This window comes from Aeromonas sp. QDB17, from assembly GCF_027705305.1.
Classification (GTDB): Bacteria; Pseudomonadota; Gammaproteobacteria; order Enterobacterales; family Aeromonadaceae; genus Aeromonas; species Aeromonas caviae.
The window spans coordinates 250,934-267,295 of sequence record NZ_JAPDBP010000003.1 but is presented as its reverse complement, the minus strand read 5'-3'; the positions used below and the strand labels follow the sequence as shown (position 1 = coordinate 267,295).

At 60.3% G+C, this 16,362-nt stretch carries 17 protein-coding genes and 2 tRNA genes; 10 read left to right on the top strand and 9 right to left on the bottom strand.

What is annotated here, in order from left to right:
- Positions 1-380: 380 nt before the first annotated feature.
- Entirely contained in the window at positions 381-1,331 is a 951-nt protein-coding gene (gene tal, locus OKC41_RS04710; RefSeq protein WP_201894327.1) for a transaldolase, read from the top strand.
- Positions 1,332-1,511: 180 nt separating this feature from the next.
- Positions 1,512-1,691: a DUF3545 family protein gene (locus tag OKC41_RS04705; protein WP_010673858.1), complete on the top strand. Its 180-nt coding sequence runs from the start codon at positions 1,512-1,514 to the stop codon at positions 1,689-1,691.
- Positions 1,692-1,787: 96 nt separating this feature from the next.
- Here OKC41_RS04705 and OKC41_RS04700 read toward each other — a convergent pair whose 3' ends face one another.
- Both OKC41_RS04700 and ung read right to left on the bottom strand, forming a co-directional pair.
- Positions 1,788-2,333 carry a hemerythrin domain-containing protein gene (locus OKC41_RS04700; RefSeq protein WP_041212588.1) on the bottom strand — a complete coding sequence of 182 codons (546 nt, stop codon included), beginning with the start codon at positions 2,331-2,333 and terminating at the stop codon, positions 1,788-1,790.
- A 160-nt stretch (positions 2,334-2,493) separates the two neighbouring features.
- Entirely contained in the window at positions 2,494-3,174 is a 681-nt protein-coding gene (ung, locus tag OKC41_RS04695; RefSeq protein WP_048207174.1) for a uracil-DNA glycosylase, read from the bottom strand.
- A gap of 614 nt (positions 3,175-3,788) precedes the next feature.
- Here ung and grcA point away from each other — a divergent pair.
- A complete protein-coding gene (gene grcA / locus OKC41_RS04690; RefSeq protein WP_010673855.1) occupies positions 3,789-4,169 on the top strand; it encodes an autonomous glycyl radical cofactor GrcA in 381 nt (126 codons plus the stop codon).
- Positions 4,170-4,248: 79 nt separating this feature from the next.
- On the opposite strand, the gene OKC41_RS04685 is transcribed toward grcA, so the two are convergent.
- The 7 genes from OKC41_RS04685 to hemA form a co-directional block, all read right to left on the bottom strand.
- Positions 4,249-5,532, bottom strand: a complete 1,284-nt coding sequence (locus OKC41_RS04685; protein WP_041212586.1) for a dicarboxylate/amino acid:cation symporter — start codon at positions 5,530-5,532, stop codon at positions 4,249-4,251.
- A 289-nt stretch (positions 5,533-5,821) separates the two neighbouring features.
- On the bottom strand, positions 5,822-6,676 hold the full coding sequence (kdsA, locus tag OKC41_RS04680; RefSeq protein WP_039039605.1) for a 3-deoxy-8-phosphooctulonate synthase: 855 nt from the start codon (positions 6,674-6,676) through the stop codon (positions 5,822-5,824).
- A gap of 11 nt (positions 6,677-6,687) precedes the next feature.
- Positions 6,688-7,488 carry a SirB1 family protein gene (locus tag OKC41_RS04675; RefSeq protein ID WP_201894328.1) on the bottom strand — a complete coding sequence of 267 codons (801 nt, stop codon included), beginning with the start codon at positions 7,486-7,488 and terminating at the stop codon, positions 6,688-6,690.
- A gap of 11 nt (positions 7,489-7,499) precedes the next feature.
- Complete coding sequence (locus OKC41_RS04670; protein WP_201894329.1) at positions 7,500-7,883, bottom strand: SirB2 family protein; 384 nt, start codon at positions 7,881-7,883, stop codon at positions 7,500-7,502.
- Between the two features lie 42 nt (positions 7,884-7,925).
- Positions 7,926-8,759 (bottom strand): peptide chain release factor N(5)-glutamine methyltransferase, encoded by an 834-nt coding sequence (gene prmC / locus OKC41_RS04665; protein ID WP_039039602.1) that lies wholly within the window; start codon positions 8,757-8,759, stop codon positions 7,926-7,928.
- Positions 8,759-9,847, bottom strand: coding sequence for a peptide chain release factor 1 (prfA, locus tag OKC41_RS04660; protein ID WP_039039601.1), 1,089 nt, complete (start codon positions 9,845-9,847; stop codon positions 8,759-8,761). The genes prmC and prfA overlap by 1 nt, the downstream gene beginning before the upstream one ends.
- Before the next feature lie 50 nt (positions 9,848-9,897).
- Positions 9,898-11,157 carry a glutamyl-tRNA reductase gene (gene hemA, locus OKC41_RS04655; RefSeq protein ID WP_201894330.1) on the bottom strand — a complete coding sequence of 420 codons (1,260 nt, stop codon included), beginning with the start codon at positions 11,155-11,157 and terminating at the stop codon, positions 9,898-9,900.
- A gap of 125 nt (positions 11,158-11,282) precedes the next feature.
- Here hemA and lolB point away from each other — a divergent pair, with 125 nt between their 5' ends.
- The 7 genes from lolB to OKC41_RS04620 all read left to right on the top strand — a co-directional run bounded on the left by lolB (position 11,283) and on the right by OKC41_RS04620 (position 16,362).
- Entirely contained in the window at positions 11,283-11,861 is a 579-nt protein-coding gene (lolB, locus tag OKC41_RS04650) for a lipoprotein insertase outer membrane protein LolB (RefSeq protein ID WP_042015579.1), read from the top strand.
- Positions 11,861-12,739 (top strand): 4-(cytidine 5'-diphospho)-2-C-methyl-D-erythritol kinase, encoded by an 879-nt coding sequence (ispE, locus tag OKC41_RS04645; RefSeq protein WP_200164971.1) that lies wholly within the window; start codon positions 11,861-11,863, stop codon positions 12,737-12,739. The genes lolB and ispE overlap by 1 nt, the downstream gene beginning before the upstream one ends.
- Positions 12,719-12,793 (top strand) — tRNA-Gln (locus OKC41_RS04640). Before ispE ends, OKC41_RS04640 begins: the two co-directional genes overlap by 21 nt.
- A 239-nt stretch (positions 12,794-13,032) precedes the next feature.
- Complete coding sequence (locus OKC41_RS04635) at positions 13,033-13,980, top strand: ribose-phosphate pyrophosphokinase (protein ID WP_010673845.1); 948 nt, start codon at positions 13,033-13,035, stop codon at positions 13,978-13,980.
- Positions 13,981-14,229: 249 nt separating this feature from the next.
- The gene (gene pth / locus OKC41_RS04630) at positions 14,230-14,826 is read left to right on the top strand and encodes an aminoacyl-tRNA hydrolase (RefSeq protein WP_048207164.1); all 597 of its coding nucleotides are present in this window, start codon (positions 14,230-14,232) and stop codon (positions 14,824-14,826) included.
- Positions 14,827-14,958: 132 nt separating this feature from the next.
- The gene (ychF, locus tag OKC41_RS04625) at positions 14,959-16,050 is read left to right on the top strand and encodes a redox-regulated ATPase YchF (protein WP_010673843.1); all 1,092 of its coding nucleotides are present in this window, start codon (positions 14,959-14,961) and stop codon (positions 16,048-16,050) included.
- Between the two features lie 235 nt (positions 16,051-16,285).
- Positions 16,286-16,362, top strand: a tRNA-Met gene (locus OKC41_RS04620).

The following is a 16,362-nucleotide window of genomic DNA, read 5'->3' as shown; positions in this document are numbered from 1 at the left end:
CAAAACGTTTTACACGTAATTAAATTTCAAGTAGCTGACAGAACTATTTATGTGACCTACCGCACAAAATCATGAATCCACCAAAATAATTGCGCTTTTCCATGTCGGAGCCAGCCGCCACACCATGAATAAAACTCGTTTTTTATCAAACACTTTCACTCGACAGCCGGTACCGCTTTCACCACCTGGCTGATTCGCATACAAGCCCCCCTATTGCAGGATGCGCCACATCCGTATTAATTAGGCAGGCAATGACGATGGGGCCTGCCCATCGCCCCTTTCTGAGCCTGAGCCGCCGGGATCTTGTAATTAAATTTCAGAACTGCCGTCTCATGCCCGCCACCCTGGGATTGCTCCCTCATAAAGAGATGATATTTGCCATGGCCGATAAATTGACCCAGCTGAAAGCCCTGACCACAGTGGTTGCCGATACCGGCGACATCGAAGCCATCAAGCGCTACCAGCCCATCGATGCCACCACCAACCCCTCTCTGGTACTCAAGGCCTCCGAGATCCCCGAGTACGCAGCCCTGATCCAGGACGCCATTGCCTGGGCCAAATCCCAGAGCCAGGACAAGGCACAGCAAATCATCGACGCAGGCGACAAGCTGGCGGTCAACATCGGCCTCGAAGTGCTGAAAATCGTCCCGGGCCGCATCTCCACCGAAGTGGACGCCCGCCTCTCCTTCGACACCGACGCCAGCATCGCCAAGGCCCGCAAGCTGATCCGCCTCTACAACGAAGCCGGTATCAGCAATGATCGCATCCTGATCAAGCTGGCCTCCACCTGGGAAGGGATCCGTGCCGCCGAGGTGCTGGAGAAAGAGGGTATCCAGTGCAACCTGACCCTGCTGTTCTCCTTCGCCCAGGCTCGTGCCTGTGCCGAAGCCGGTGCCTTCCTCATCTCCCCGTTCGTGGGCCGCATCCTCGACTGGTACAAGGCCAAGAACGGCCGTGACTACACCGCCAGTGAAGATCCGGGCGTGGTCTCCGTCACCGCCATCTACAACTACTACAAGCAGCACAACTACCCGACCGTGGTCATGGGCGCGAGCTTCCGCAACACCGGCGAAATCCTGGAACTGGCCGGCTGCGACCGCCTGACCATTGGCCCCGCTTTGCTGGAAGAGCTGAGCAAGGCCGAAGGCACCGTGGTGCGCAAGCTGGACTACACCGGCGAGCGCACAGCCAAACCGGCCCCGATGACCGAAGCCGAATTCCGCTGGGAGCTGAACCAGGACGCCATGGCCGTCGAGAAACTGGGGGAAGGCATCCGCCTGTTCGCCATCGACCAGGGCAAGCTGGAAACCATGCTGGCCAGCCACCTGTAAGGCCGCTCGCCACACGGCGCTCACAGAGCGAAGTGGCGCTGCAAAAACCGGGCTCCCGAAAGGGCAGCCCGGTTTTTTTGTGCCTGTTTCCGGTTGTCACAACTTCGTCATAAAAACGTTTTATTTTCAAAGGCGTCGTGTTATACGGATGGTGAAAACCATAAAACCAAGGAGGGAGCCATGGACATGTTCAACTTCGATTTTGACGAGGTCGTTGAGCTGGGTTCACGTAGCCGCGGGACAACGGGAAAAAAACGCAAATGGCGTGAGATTGAGGCGCTTAAAGACAAGCACCGCCTGCAAAAGGAGCTGCAGGCCATCGACATCGCCTATGAAGGATCGGACGACCTGGAGCTCTGATACGCCCAGGCCGCCCATGTTTCACTCCAGCGAGTGGAGCCATAAAAACAGCGCCCCGGATTGACCGGGGCGCTGTTTTTATGGGTGAACCTCCTGTCAGGCTGCAGGCAGCGAGAGCTGTTTGGCCAGCGCCTGGAAGTGCTGGCTCACCTCCGCCCCGAACAGGGGATCATTGATGGCCCGGTTCTGCCAGAGCTGTTCGAGATGACGCCAGTCATCCTCGGTCAGGGAGTCGCGCAGATGGGGGAAGATGACCCCTTCCTCATAGTTCATGTGCGCCTCCTGCTGCTCGATGAACTGCTCCAGACGGGCCACGAACTGATCCAGCGGGATGACCGCATCCATCAGGATCATCTCCACCATCTCCTTGAGCTCGGTCCCTGCATCCAGCAGACGGGCGTGCTCCTCGTGCAGCCGGTTGGCCACCTCCCCCTCCACCACCCTGTATTTCAGGTAGTAGTCATAAATCATGTCTTCCTTCGGGTGGTGGTACTTGTCGGATACCTCGCGCAGATAATCCACCACATCCCGCAGCAGGAAGTAGCTCACCGGCTGCTCATTGCGAATGGCCGCCAGCTTTTGCTTGAGCAGCGTCAGCAACCGGGTGATGTTGAGGTGGTCCTTATGCAGACTGGATAACATGGGCACTCCTTGCACTGAAATGAGAAAACGTCTGTCTCGAGTATACGGTCATTTATTGCCTGAACTTTGCACTCAATCAAGTCGGATGCAGACAGCGGCTGCACCAGCCTCTCACCACAGGGGGCACAGGGGAGACCATTTCCCCTGTGCATTTACGGCGTCAGGCCGCCGGATCGGCGCAGACCGAGAGCCAGTCGATGGGACTGCGTCCCTGCTGGACCAACAGGCGATTGGCCTCGGAGAAGTGGCCGCAACCGATGAAACCGCGATGGGCAGAGAGCGGGCTGGGATGGGGGGCGCTCAGCACATGGTGGCGCGACCGGTCGATGAAGCGCCCTTTCTTCTGGGCATGAGCGCCCCACAGCAGGAAGACGACGCCCTGGCAATGGGCATTGATCCGCTCGATGACTCGATCGGTAAAAGTCTCCCACCCCAGGTGGGCGTGAGAGTGCGCCATGCCCGCCTGGACCGTCAGCACCGTATTGAGCAGCAGCACCCCCTGTCTGGCCCAGGACTCCAGAAAGCCGTGATGGGGTGTGACAAAACCCGGCAGATCCCGCTGCATCTCCTTGTAGATGTTGACGAGGGACGGCGGCGTGCGCACTCCGGGCAAGACGGAGAAGCAGAGGCCGTGCGCCTGGTCCGGGCCGTGATAGGGATCCTGCCCCAGGATCACCACCTTGACGTCATCCAGCTCGGTCAGTTTGAAGGCATTGAATACCTCGGTCGCCGGGGGATAGATCACCTTGCCCGCCTCCCGCTCGGCCCTGACGGTGGCCAGGGTGTCCATGAAATACGCCTGCTCTTTCTCCGAACCAATCACATCTTTCCAGGTCAGCACACCCGTCTCCTCTCGTTGCGAATCCACTCCTTCCATCCTGGCTGGCATGCCAGCCTCTCCCTCTCCCCACTCCCCGCCTTCTGTCCAGCTTGGCACCGCTATCTCCTCGGTCAATAGAGCAAGGGGCTCAGGATAGGGTCCTCGCCCCCAAGACGCAACCGCATGGAGGTCAGGCTCAGCCTTGCCAGCCTGGGAAGTGGCGGCGGCGTTCACGGGCAATGACCGGTGCTGCGTCGACACAGGAATAACAGGACGTCCTTCGGACAAGCCTCATGGGCAGGCCGGTTTTCGCTGACGCCAGAAACAAACCCCAAAGGTGTAGTTAAATTACTAGATATGAATAATAAAAAATGCATAATTCATATATCTTACAAAAACAGAAAAATGATCTGTTTTTGATTCAACTCAATGATTTAATCCCTTTCAAAGCGCATAAAATTGGATTTTATTGATTTGGATCAATTTTCGTAATATTACCGTCGTGGTATATATGGCCCCAACGAAGTAAAGGTGTAAGGCAAGGCCCCGTTAAATCATTCCTTCCAAGAGGTGGTTTAAAAACATCAGGGTAATGTGCTTACCGTTGAATCCGCTTTCCTATGAGGAGTCATACCATGATCAAGGGCATCCAAATCACCCAGTCCGCCAACGCCGCTCTGCTGAACTCTTTCTGGCTGCTGGACGAAGAGAAACAACAGGCTCGCTGCATCTGCGCCAAGGGCGACAGCTTTGCCGCCGATCAGGAAGTCAGCCTCTCCGACCTGGGTCAATTCGAATACCGTGAACTGCCGGTTCAGCAAGAGCCTGTGGTCGAAGGGGGTCAGCACCTGAACGTCAACGTACTGCGCCGCGAAACCCTGGAAGACGCCATCGCCAACCCGGAAAAATACCCGCAGCTCACCATCCGCGTCTCCGGCTACGCCGTGCGTTTCAACGCCCTGACCCCGGAGCAGCAGCGTGACGTGGTCACCCGCACCTTCACCCAGAGCCTGTAAGGCGCCCTGCGAAAAGAGATGAAAAAACGGCCCCCTCGGGCCGTTTTTTCATGGGTGATGATCGCCGCCGGAACCTGGGTCAGCTACGCAGGTCCACCGGCCTTGCCACCACGGGTTTCGCCAGGGCGTCCTGCATGGTGGCCTCGTCGAGCTGATCGCAGTAACGGGCCACCACCAGGGTCGCCACCCCGTTGCCGATGAGGTTGGTCAGGGCGCGCGCCTCCGACATGAAGCGATCAATCCCGAGGATCAGCGCCAGCCCGGCCAGCGGCAGATGCCCTACCGCCGAGATGGTGGCTGCCAGCACGATGAAGCCACTCCCCGTGACTCCGGCCGCCCCCTTGGAGGAGATAAGCAGCACCACCAGCAGGGTGAGCTGATGGAACAGGTCCAGCGGGGTGTTGGTCGCCTGGGCGATGAAGACGGCTGCCATGGTCAGATAGATGGAGGTGCCGTCCAGGTTGAATGAGTAACCGGTTGGGATCACCAGACCCACCACCGATTTCTTGCAGCCCAGCGCCTCCATTTTCACCAGCATGCGCGGCAATACGGATTCCGACGAGGATGTTCCGAGCACGATCAACAGCTCTTCCCGGATATAGGCAATAAAGCGCACAATGCTGAAGCCATTGGCTTTGGCGATACTGCCAAGTACCAGAAAAATAAACAGCAGGCAGGTCAGATAGAAGCTAGCAATTAATTGCCCCAGCTGCACCAAAGAACCAATGCCGTATTTCCCTATGGTGAATGCCATGGCACCAAATGCCCCGATCGGCGCCAGTTTCATGATCATGTTGATGATGCCGAAAATAACCTGGGAGAAACCATCGATGATATTGAAGATGGGTTTTCCCTTCTCCCCGATATGATGCAGGGAAAATCCGAACAGGACGGCAAACAGCAACACCTGGAGTATATTGCCGCCGGCAAAGGCACCTATGACGCTGGCCGGTATCACATCCAGCAGGAAGGGAATTATCCCCTGGGACTGGGCCTGATCCGCATAGACGGAGATGGCGCTGGCGTCGAGTGAGGAGGGATCCACATTCATACCGGCCCCGGGCTGCAGCACGTTGACCACGCACAGACCGATGATCAGGGCCAGGGTGCTCACCACTTCAAAATAGATCAGCGCAATGGCACCGGTTTTGCCCACCGCCTTCATGCTTTCCATGCCGGCAATGCCGGTGACCACGGTACAGAAAATGACGGGTGCGATGATCATCTTGATTAATTTAACGAAGCCATCACCAAGGGGTTTCATATCTGCGCCCAGACTCGGATAGACATGTCCCAGACATATTCCGATGGTGATTGCCAATATCACCTGAAAATAGAGGCTACTGACAATTTTCTTGTGCATGTTCAACGTCCTGTTAATAAGTGTGACTCCACTGACAGCAAATAACGCATGCAGCAGTCTGCGGCGAGAAATAGGGTTATCTCACCCGCTTCATACCTTTTTGCCATCCTGACGGTCGCTACTTTTGCATGTCATAAGAAGCAAATAAGAGACATCAATCACACAATATATTTAACATCATTAACACCACGGAAACATGGTCGCAATGGACGCCGAAGAGCACCAAATGAAAATGACGGAAATAAAAATGCCCCGCATGGCGGGGCATTTTTGATAGTAAAAATCGCGATCAGGCGGAGGTATCGAGGGGCTCGAAGCCCTTGACGAGATCGTCGATGGCCTTCATCTGCTTGAGGAAGCCTTCCAGCTTCTCCAGCGGCAGGGCGCTCGGGCCGTCACAGCGGGCAATTTTCGGATCCGGGTGGGATTCGATAAAGAGACCGGCCAGGCCCACCGCCATGCCGGCACGAGCCAACTCGGTCACCTGCTCGCGGCGACCACCGGAGGCCGCCCCCAGGGGATCACGGCACTGCAGGGAGTGGGTGACGTCAAAGATGACCGGATAGCCGCCGGTGCTCTTCTTCATGACGCCCAGGCCCAGCATGTCCACCACCAGGTTGTCATAGCCGAAGTTGGCACCGCGCTCGCAGAGGATCAGGCGATCGTTACCACACTCCTCGAACTTGTCGGTGATGTTCTTCATCTGGCTTGGGCTCAGGAATTGCGGCTTCTTGATGTTGATGACGTTGCCGGTGCGGGCCATGGCCTCCACCAGATCGGTCTGGCGCGCCAGGAAGGCGGGCAGCTGGATGACGTCGACCACCTCGGCGACCGGTTTGGCCTGATGGGGCTCATGCAAATCGGAGATCACCGGCATGCCGAAGGTCGCTTTCAGCTCCTGGAAGATCTTCATCCCCTCTTCCAGACCCGGGCCGCGATAGGAGTGGATGGAGGAGCGGTTGGCCTTGTCCCAGCTCGCCTTGAACACGAACGGGATGCCGAGCTTGCTGGTCACTTCCACGTACTTCTCGCACACCGCCATCGCCATGTCGCGGGATTCCAGCACGTTCATGCCGCCGAACAGCACGAAAGGTTTGTCGTTGGCGACGTCGATCTGGTTGACCTTGATATTCTTCTGTTCCATCTCAGGGATCCTTAATGGAGGGGCTTGGGACTGAGGTCCAGGGTGGCCAGCTGGGTTTTCAGCACATCGGCCACGGGATCATCAGGGCATTGTTCAATAAAGTATTCGAAATCGTCGGCGGCAAAGCGCGGGCAATCGAGTTGCTCATAGATGAAGCCCCGATCCCGCGTCTCCAGCGGATCGCCGGGCTTCATGCGCAGCAGCAGCTCGCTGCAGCGCAACGCCTCCGTCATGCGCTCCTCGCGCAGCAGGGCGCCCTTGCTGACATTGAGCAAGCGCTCGATGATCTCCCACTGCCCCGATGGCTGCAGATGATCATCGCCCAGACTCGCCAGGTTGCCGAGGGCACCGCGCAGCAGCAGTTCGATGCGGTGCCGGCTCAGTTCATCACCGTTGAAGGGGTCCACATAGACCTCCCCGTCCAGACCGGCAAAACTCAGGAGGAAATGGCCGGGGAAGCAGATCCCCTCCACATCCAGCCCTATCTTGCGACCCAGCTGGATGAGGAGGATGCCGAGACTGACCGGGATCCCCTTGCGCCTTGCCAGCACCTGGTCCAGATCGCAGTTGGCGGACGAGAAGTAATCCTGCCAGTCGCCACGAAAGCCCAGGGTCTGGTAGAAACCCTGCAACAGCTGACGGCGCACCTCGTCGCAATCTCCCTCGGCAATCGTCTCGTCCAGCCAGGCATCGAGGAGGGCAAGCTCGGCCTCTCCCGTGCCGCCATGGCCCCGGATCTCGTCGCTCACCGACAGCGCCAGCTCGGCCAGATCGTGAGCCTCGAAGTCGGTCCACTCATCCACACGTATCATCGTCATCCTTCCTAGCCGAACAGGCTGGCCTGCTTTTGCACCGCAAGCTTGGTGATAAAGAAGATCCACCCCAGTGCGCCCAGGAAGGCAAACCAGCGGATGCCGTTGCTGCGGGCCAGGCGCAGCACCATCATGGCCAGAAACGCCACCACCAGGATGGATGTCAGCTTCTCGGCCAGCCAGGGGATGGCGTTGTTGAGGGGGTTGAGGCCCAGCACCATGCAGAGCAGCGCACCGGAGAGCACCACCAGGCCGTTGAGCCAGCTGCTGATCTTGAGGGTGCGGGCTCCCCCTGCCAGCGCGGAGCCGGTCTGCAACCAGTAAAAGCGCAGGATAAACATCAGCACGGCCCCGGCAATCAGGGTGAGGTGCAGATGCTTGAGAACAACATACATAAGATTTCCTTGAACAGGGGCAGACCGGGCCCGCCCGTCATATCACTGAGCCAGGCGCCCCAGGGTCACCCGCTCGTTATCGCCGTAATCGCGCACGGTTTCCACCTGGACGTAGCCTTGTTGCAGCAGGAGTTGACGCACCGCCTCCCCCTGATCCCAGCCGTGTTCCAGCAACAGCCAGCCACCTGGCACCAGATGGGCGGGCGCCTGGGTGACGATGAGGCGGATATCCGCCAGCCCCTGCTCCTCCGCCACCAGGGCGGAGCGCGGCTCGAAGCGCACGTCCCCCTCGTGAAGATGGGGGTCCGTCCCGTCGATGTAAGGCGGGTTGGAGACGATCATCGCAAAGCGCGGTGCATCCGAGAGCGGCGCAAACCAGCTGCCGTCGCGCACCTCGATGGGCAACCCCAGGGCGGCGCTGTTGGTGCGGGCCAACGCGGCCGCGGCCGGCATCCTGTCCACCGCCCATACATCGGCATCCGGTCGCTCAGACTTGAGCGCAAGGGCGATGGCACCAGTGCCCGTGCCCAGATCCAGCAGGGCGCAGGGGCCGCCCGGCAGGCGGGCCAGCGCCTGTTCCACCAGCACCTCGGTATCGGGGCGCGGGATCAGGGTGGCCGGGCTCACTTTCAGCGGCAGCGACCAGAACTCCCGCTCACCGATGAGGTGGGCAATGGGCTCACCATTGAGGCGACGGGCAAGCCAGCCCGCCAGGGTTGCCTGCTGGGCGGCATCGAGCTCGTGCTCCGGCCAGGTCATCAGATAGCTGCGCCGGCAATCCAGCAGATGACAGAGCAGGGCATCGGCGTCGGCACGGGGGGATTCCCCGGAGGCCAGGGTCGCCATGATATGGGCGCGGGCCTGCTGGATCTGCATCAGTTGCTCTCGGCCAGGGAGGCGAGCTGATCCGCCTGATACTCCTGCACCAGGGGGGTGATCACGCAGTCCAGATCCCCTTCCAGGATGTCGCCCAGACGATAGAGGGTGAGGTTGATCCGGTGCTCGGAGAGACGCCCCTGGGGATAGTTGTAAGTGCGGATGCGCTCGGAGCGATCCCCGGAGCCCACCAGGTTGCGGCGGGTACTCTGCTCGGCGGCGCGGTGGCGTTCGTCCTCGGCCGCCTGCAGGCGGGCGGAGAGCACCGACATCGCCTTGGCGCGGTTCTTGTGCTGGGAGCGCTCGTCCTGGCACTCCACCACCAGCCCGGTGGGCAGGTGGGTGATGCGGATGGCGGAGTCGGTCTTGTTGACGTGCTGGCCGCCGGCACCGGAAGCGCGGAAGGTGTCGATCTTCAGCTCGGAGGGGTTGATCTCCACCTGCTCGGCTTCCGGCACTTCGGGCAGCACGGCCACGGTACAGGCGGAGGTGTGCACCCGGCCCTGGGATTCGGTCTCGGGGACTCGCTGCACCCGGTGGCCGCCGGACTCGAACTTGAGGCGGCCGTAGACGTGCTCACCATCCACCTTGGCGATCACCTCCTTGTAGCCGCCGTGTTCGCCGTCATTGCAGCTGACGATGGAGACACGCCACCCCTGACGCTCGGCGTAGCGGGAGTACATGCGGAACAGATCCCCCGCGAAAATGGCCGCCTCGTCGCCACCGGCACCGGCGCGGATCTCCAGATAGCAGTTGTTGTCATCCTTGGGGTCGCGCGGCAACAGCATCACCTGAAGCGCCTGCTCCTGCTCCTCGAAGGTCGCCTTGGCGAGCGGCAGTTCCTCCTGCGCCATCTCCCGCAGCTCGGCATCCTCTTCCTCCAGCATCAGCCGGGTGGTGTCGAGGTTCTCTTCGGCCTGGCGGAAACGCTGGAAGGCGTGAACGATATCTTCCAGCTGGGCGTATTCCCGGGTCAGGGCGCGGTATCTGTCCTGATCCGAGGCGACCCCGGGCTCCCCGAGCAGGGCCTGTACTTCTTCATGGCGCTCGATGAGGCCTTCCAGCTTTCTGATCAATGAGGGGTTCATGACTCTTGGATTCTCGATGGAGGACGGGACGGCAAAGGGCCGTCCCAACACTATGATTCTTGTGACAATCCCAGCACCTGACGCAGTTGGGCCAGCTTGTGGCTGTCCCCCTGGGCGGCGGCCTGGCGCAGGGCCTGGGTCGGTGCGTGGATCAGCTTGTTGGTGAGGCGATGAGCCATGGCCTTGAGCGCCTGCTCGGCATTTTCACCCTGTTGCAGGGCCAGCAAGGCCCGCTGCAACTCTTCGTCGGCGACCTGCTGTGACTGATGGCGATAATCGCGAATGAGATCCACCGAGTGCTGGCTGCGATACCAACCCATGAACTCGTCGCGCTCTTCCTGCACGATGAGTTCCGCCTCGGCGGCCGCCCGCTTGCGGGTCTCCAGGTTCTGCTCGATGATGCCCTGCAGATCGTCCACCGTGTAGAGATAGGCATCGGAGAGCTCGTCCACCTCGGCTTCAATGTCGCGGGGCACGGCGATATCCACCAGGAACATGGGCTTGAAGCGACGCGCCTTGAGCGCCCGCTCCACCATGCCCTTGCCGATGATGGGCAGGGGGCTTGCCGTGGAGCTGATGACGATGTCCGCCTCGTGCAGGTAGTCCGGGATCTCTTCGAGCGTCATTACCTGGGCACCGAACTCCTCTGCCAGCAACTGGGCCCGTTGCAGGGTCCGGTTCGCCACCATCATCCGGGTCACGCTCTGCTCGCGCAGGTGGCGGGCAACCAGTTCGATGGTTTCACCGGCGCCCACCAGCAGCACCTTGGTCTGGGAGAGATCGGAGAAGATACGGCGGGCCAGGCTCACGGCGGCGAAGGCCACCGACACCGCGCTGGCGCCGATCTCGGTGTCAGTGCGCACCCGTTTGGCCACCGAGAAGGATTTCTGGAACAGGCGCTCCAGGGATCCTTTCACCGCATCCGCCTGCTGGGCGTGGGCGTAGGATTGCTTGATCTGCCCCAGGATCTGCGGCTCCCCGAGCACCAGGGAGTCGAGGCCGCAGGCCACCCGCATCAGGTGTCGCACCGCTTCCTCGTCCTGGTGCCGGTAGATGGCGGAGAGCACCTCGCTCGCCTCCAGCGCGTGGAACCGCTGCAACCAGCTCAGCACCTGCTCCCCCTGCCCCTGCTCCAGGCTGCAATAGAGCTCGGTGCGGTTGCAGGTGGAGACGATCACCGCCTCGCTGACGCCAGGCTGCTCCACCAGCTCACGCAGGGCGCGATCGATGCGGTCCGGGCCAAAGGCGACCCGCTCCCGCAAGGCGACACTGGCGGTGTTGTGGTTGATTCCGAGGGCAAGCAGACTCATGGGTGGGTGATGATCGTTTCATGCACAGGGTGTAGAGGCCGACAATTGTACGAGAAAGGGTAAGTCTTTAAAAGCAATACGGCCGCCCCTTATACTGTCGCAAACCTCATCTGCGGAGCTCCACCTTGTTGTTGCGTATCTTCTCCCTCGCCTGCCTGCTGGTGCTGGCGGGCTGTACCACCACCCAACCCCAGCGGGATCAGGTCAACTGGCAGCAGGAGCGCGCCCGCCTCGAACGCCTCACACACTGGCAGTTGTCGGGCAAGATGGCCATCATCACCGCCCGCCAGAAGGGCAGCGCCCGCCTCAACTGGCAGCAGAACGGCGACGACTATCGCCTCAACCTCACCAGCCTCATCGGCACCCATATTCTGGAGCTCTCCCGCACCGGCGGCGAGGTGACTCTGCTCGACAACGACGGAAAACAGCACCAGAGCCAGGATGCCGAGCTCCTGGTCTATCAGCTCACCGGCTGGCACATTCCGGTGGCCGGGCTGCCTGAATGGATCAAGGGATTGCCGGGGCAGGCCGAATTCGAGCTCAACCCCGATGCCAGCCTCGCCAGCGTGCGCGACGGCCAGTGGCAGATCGTCTACGGGGACTATCGGGATCAGGACGGCTATCGCCTGCCCCACCTGCTCACCATGACCGGGCAGGAGAGCCGTCTCAAGCTGCAGATCAACGAGTGGACCCTGACACCATGATGCACGACCAGACGCCGATCCGCTGGCCCGCCCCGGCCAAGCTCAACCTCTTCCTGCACGTCAACGGCCGCCGCCCCGATGGCTACCACGAACTGCAGACCCTCTTCATCTTTCTCAACCACGGCGACTGGCTCGAATTCGAGCCGATCCCCGGCAGCGACCAGCTCACCTTGAGCCCGGCCATTCCCGGCGTGCCCGATGAACAAAACCTCATCATCCGGGCTGCGCGACTGTTGCAGAGCCGGTTGGCCAGTCCGCAGGGAGCCCATATCCGGCTGGAGAAGGTACTGCCCATGGGCGGTGGCATCGGGGGCGGCTCGTCGGACGCGGCCACCACCCTCGTGGCCCTGAACCACCTCTGGCAAGCAGGCTTGAGTGAAGACGAGCTGGCCGAGCTCGGCGTGCAGCTGGGCGCCGACGTGCCGGTGTTCGTACGGGGCAAGGCCGCCTTCGCCGAGGGCGTGGGGGAGCGGTTGCAACAGATCGCGGTACCGGATGCCTGGTACCTGGTACTCAAGCCCGATTGCCATGTGGCCACCGCCGCCGTGTTCCAGGATCCCGACCTGCCCCGCAACACCCCCAAGATGACCCTGGACAATCTGCTGGCAGGAGAGTGGAAAAACGATTGCGAACTGCTGGTGAAAAAGCGCCACCCCGAGGTTGCCAATGCGCTCGGCTGGTTGCTAGAATACGCGCCGTCAAGAATGACGGGCACTGGCGCCTGCGTCTTTGCTCGATTTGAAGACGAAATGGCTGCTCGGAAGGTGTTGGCAAGAGTGCCGGAAGGCTGGGATGGGTTTGTCGCTAAGGGCGAGAACATATCACCACTCTTCGTCACTTTGCAACAAGTGAGTGATTGGGGTATCGCCAAGCGGTAAGGCAGCGGGTTTTGATCTCGCCATTCCTAGGTTCGAATCCTAGTACCCCAGCCAACTCTCTCCTTGTTGAGGCCGCATCGGGAGGTGTTGACCTCGTCGATGTGTCTTGGGCCAATCTGACGCGATGGCGCTCAAGGTGGATTCCCGTCCACCCACCCTGCGGGTGATGAGACGCCATACTCGACATCGCCCAGAGACCTTGTCCGTCATCTTGCTAAATCGTTTGCCCCCAAACGATACGGGTCTAAAATCAGACTCCCCACATACTGGATGCAACCCCGAGGTTTCAAACCGTGCCTGACATGAAGCTGTTTGCTGGTAACGCAACGCCGGAACTAGCCCAGAAGATCGCAGATCGCCTGTTTATCAAACTCGGCAATGCTGCCGTAGGTCGCTTTAGCGACGGCGAGATCAGCGTACAGATCAACGAGAATGTACGCGGTGGCGATATCTTCATCATTCAATCCACCTGTGCCCCGACCAACGACAATTTGATGGAATTGATCGTCATGGTGGATGCACTGCGTCGTGCTTCAGCTGGCCGTATCACTGCCGTTATCCCCTACTTTGGTTATGCCCGTCAGGACCGCCGCGTCCGCTCCGCCCGTGTGCCCATCACCGCCAAGGTCGTCGCAGACTTCCTCTCCAGCGTGGGTGTGGACCGTGTGCTGACCGTTGACCTGCATGCCGAGCAGATCCAGGGCTTCTTCGACGTCCCCGTCGACAACGTGTTCGGCAGCCCGGTGCTGCTGGAAGACATGAAGGCCAAGAACCTCGAATCCCCCGTGGTCGTGTCACCGGACATCGGCGGCGTAGTCCGTGCTCGTGCCATCGCCAAGCTGCTGGACGACACCGACATCGCCATCATCGACAAGCGTCGTCCCCGTCCGAACGTCTCCCAGGTCATGCACCTGATCGGCGACGTGGCCGGTCGTGACTGCGTCATCGTCGACGACATGATCGACACCGGCGGCACCCTGTGCAAGGCGGCCGAAGCGCTGAAAGAGCGTGGTGCCAAGCGCGTGTTCGCCTATGCGACCCACCCTGTCTTCTCCGGCACCGCCGTTGAAAACATCAAGAATTCGGTCATCGACGAGCTGATCATCACCGACTCCATCCCGCTCACCCCGGAGATGAAGGCAGTCGGCAAGGTCAAGCAGCTGACCCTCTCCTCCGTGCTGGCCGAAGCGATTCGCCGCATCAGCAACGAAGAGTCCATCTCTGCCATGTTCGAGCATTGATAGACCCTGTCGTGACAAAAACCGCCAAATGGCGGTTTTTGTTTTTTTGGGTGCCTGGCGCCAGCCGCCAACCTCCACTCGGCAAGAGACGAAAACCTCGGACGAGCCACCCCACCCGAGCCCTTCTGTCCGGCTTTTCCCCGACCTTGCCGCACTTTGGTTGAGTGATCGCCACTCGGCGGCTAGAATATTGCGTCCCATTGCCCCGGGTCATCCGCCCATGGCAAGTAGCGAGTGAAGACATCAAGCGTGACAAGTCAAATCAAACTGATTGTCGGGCTGGGTAATCCCGGCCCCGAATATGCCAAGACCCGCCACAATGCGGGCGCCTGGTATGTGGAGCAACTGGCACGCTGGCACAATGTCAGCCTGCGCGAAGAGCCCAAGTTCTTCGGCCACACCGCCCGCTTCCTGGTGGACGGGCAGGATGTGCGGCTGCTCATCCCGAACACCTACATGAATCTCTCCGGCAAGGCCGTGGCGGCGCTCGCGCGCTTCTACCAGATCGCCCCGGAAGAGATCCTGGTGGCCCACGACGAGCTGGACCTGCCTCCCGGCATCGCCAAGTTCAAGCAAGGGGGCGGTCACGGCGGCCATAACGGCCTCAAGGACATCATCGCCAGACTGGGCAACAACAATAACTTCTTCCGGCTGCGCCTTGGCATCGGCCATCCGGGCGCCAAGGAGCTGGTCGCCGGCTTCGTGCTAACCAAGGCGCCCAGCAGTGAGCAGAGTCTGATCGAGGCCGCGCTGGACGAGTCCCTGCGCGCCACCGACATCCTGTTCAAGCAGGACATGACCAAGGCCATGAATCGCCTGCACAGTTTCAAGGCCGAGAAAGTCTAGGCCTTCAGCCTGCATCGCCAGGCAGTTCAAGATGACCGGCCCCCTGGCGAGATCCCTCGCCTCGGGGTCAAGCAACACGACACGGGCCGCCCGCGCGGCCCCTTGAAGCATCCACCAACAAGGTAACAATCCATGGGTTTTAAATGCGGTATCGTGGGCCTGCCCAATGTAGGCAAATCCACCCTGTTCAATGCGCTGACCAAGGCCGGCATCGAAGCCGCCAACTTCCCGTTCTGCACCATTGAGCCGAACACGGGTGTGGTCCCCATGCCGGATCCCCGCCTCGACCAGCTGGCGGCCATCATCAATCCGCAGCGTGTCGTGCCGACCACCATGGAGTTCGTGGACATCGCCGGCCTGGTGGCCGGTGCCTCCAAGGGCGAAGGCCTTGGCAACCAGTTCCTGGCCAACATCCGTGAAACCGAAGCCATCGGTCACGTGGTGCGCTGCTTCGAGGACGAGAACATCGTCCACGTGGCGGGCAAGGTCTCCCCGGCCGACGACATCGAGGTGATCAACACCGAGCTGGCCCTCTCCGACCTGGATGCCTGCGAGCGCGCCATCAATCGCCAGTCCAAGCGTGCCAAGGGCGGCGACAAGGATGCCAAGCTGGAAGTGGAAGTGCTGGAGAAGATCAAGGTTGCCCTGGAAAACGGCCAGATGATCCGCGGCATGAAGCTGGACAAGGATGAGCTGGACGCCGTCAGCCACCTCAACTTCCTGACCCTCAAACCCACCATGTACATCGCCAACGTGGCGGAAGATGGCTTCGAGAACAACCCCTACCTGGATCAGGTCCGTGAGATAGCCGCCGCCGAGAACGCCGTTGTCGTGGTCGTCTGCTGCGCCATCGAGGCGGACATCGCCGAGCTGGACGACGAAGACCGCGCCGAGTTCATGGCGGATCTCGGCATCGAGGAGCCGGGCCTGAACCGGGTGATCCGCTCCGGATACGAGCTGCTCAAGTTGCAGACCTACTTCACCGCCGGTGTGAAAGAAGTGCGCGCCTGGACCATTCCGGTAGGCGCCACCGCCCCGCAGGCCGCTGGCAAGATCCACACCGACTTCGAAAAAGGCTTTATTCGCGCCCAGACCATCGCCTTCGACGACTTTATCACCTACAAGGGTGAGCAAGGCGCCAAGGAAGCAGGCAAGATGCGCGCGGAAGGGAAAGACTACATCGTCAAGGATGGCGATATCATGAACTTCCTGTTCAACGTCTAACCCCATGAGAGGCCAGCATTTGCTGGCCTCTTTTTTATCTGGCCAGAGGCGCGATCTGGGTGCGAATGTCGTAAAAAAAACCAGATTGTTGGGCTTTTGCACGACAGCGGCCAATAACTCGCCAAACGCACCCAAATTCGTTTTTTCAAACAAAAAAAGGGTTGACGCCCCAGAGCCAGATACGCATAATTCCGGCCGCACAGTGACGAGGCAACGACTCACTGGAAGCACGGTTGGCTATGTAGCTCAGTTGGTTAGAGCATCGCACTCATAATGCGGGGGTCACAGGTTCGAATCCCGTCATAGCCACCA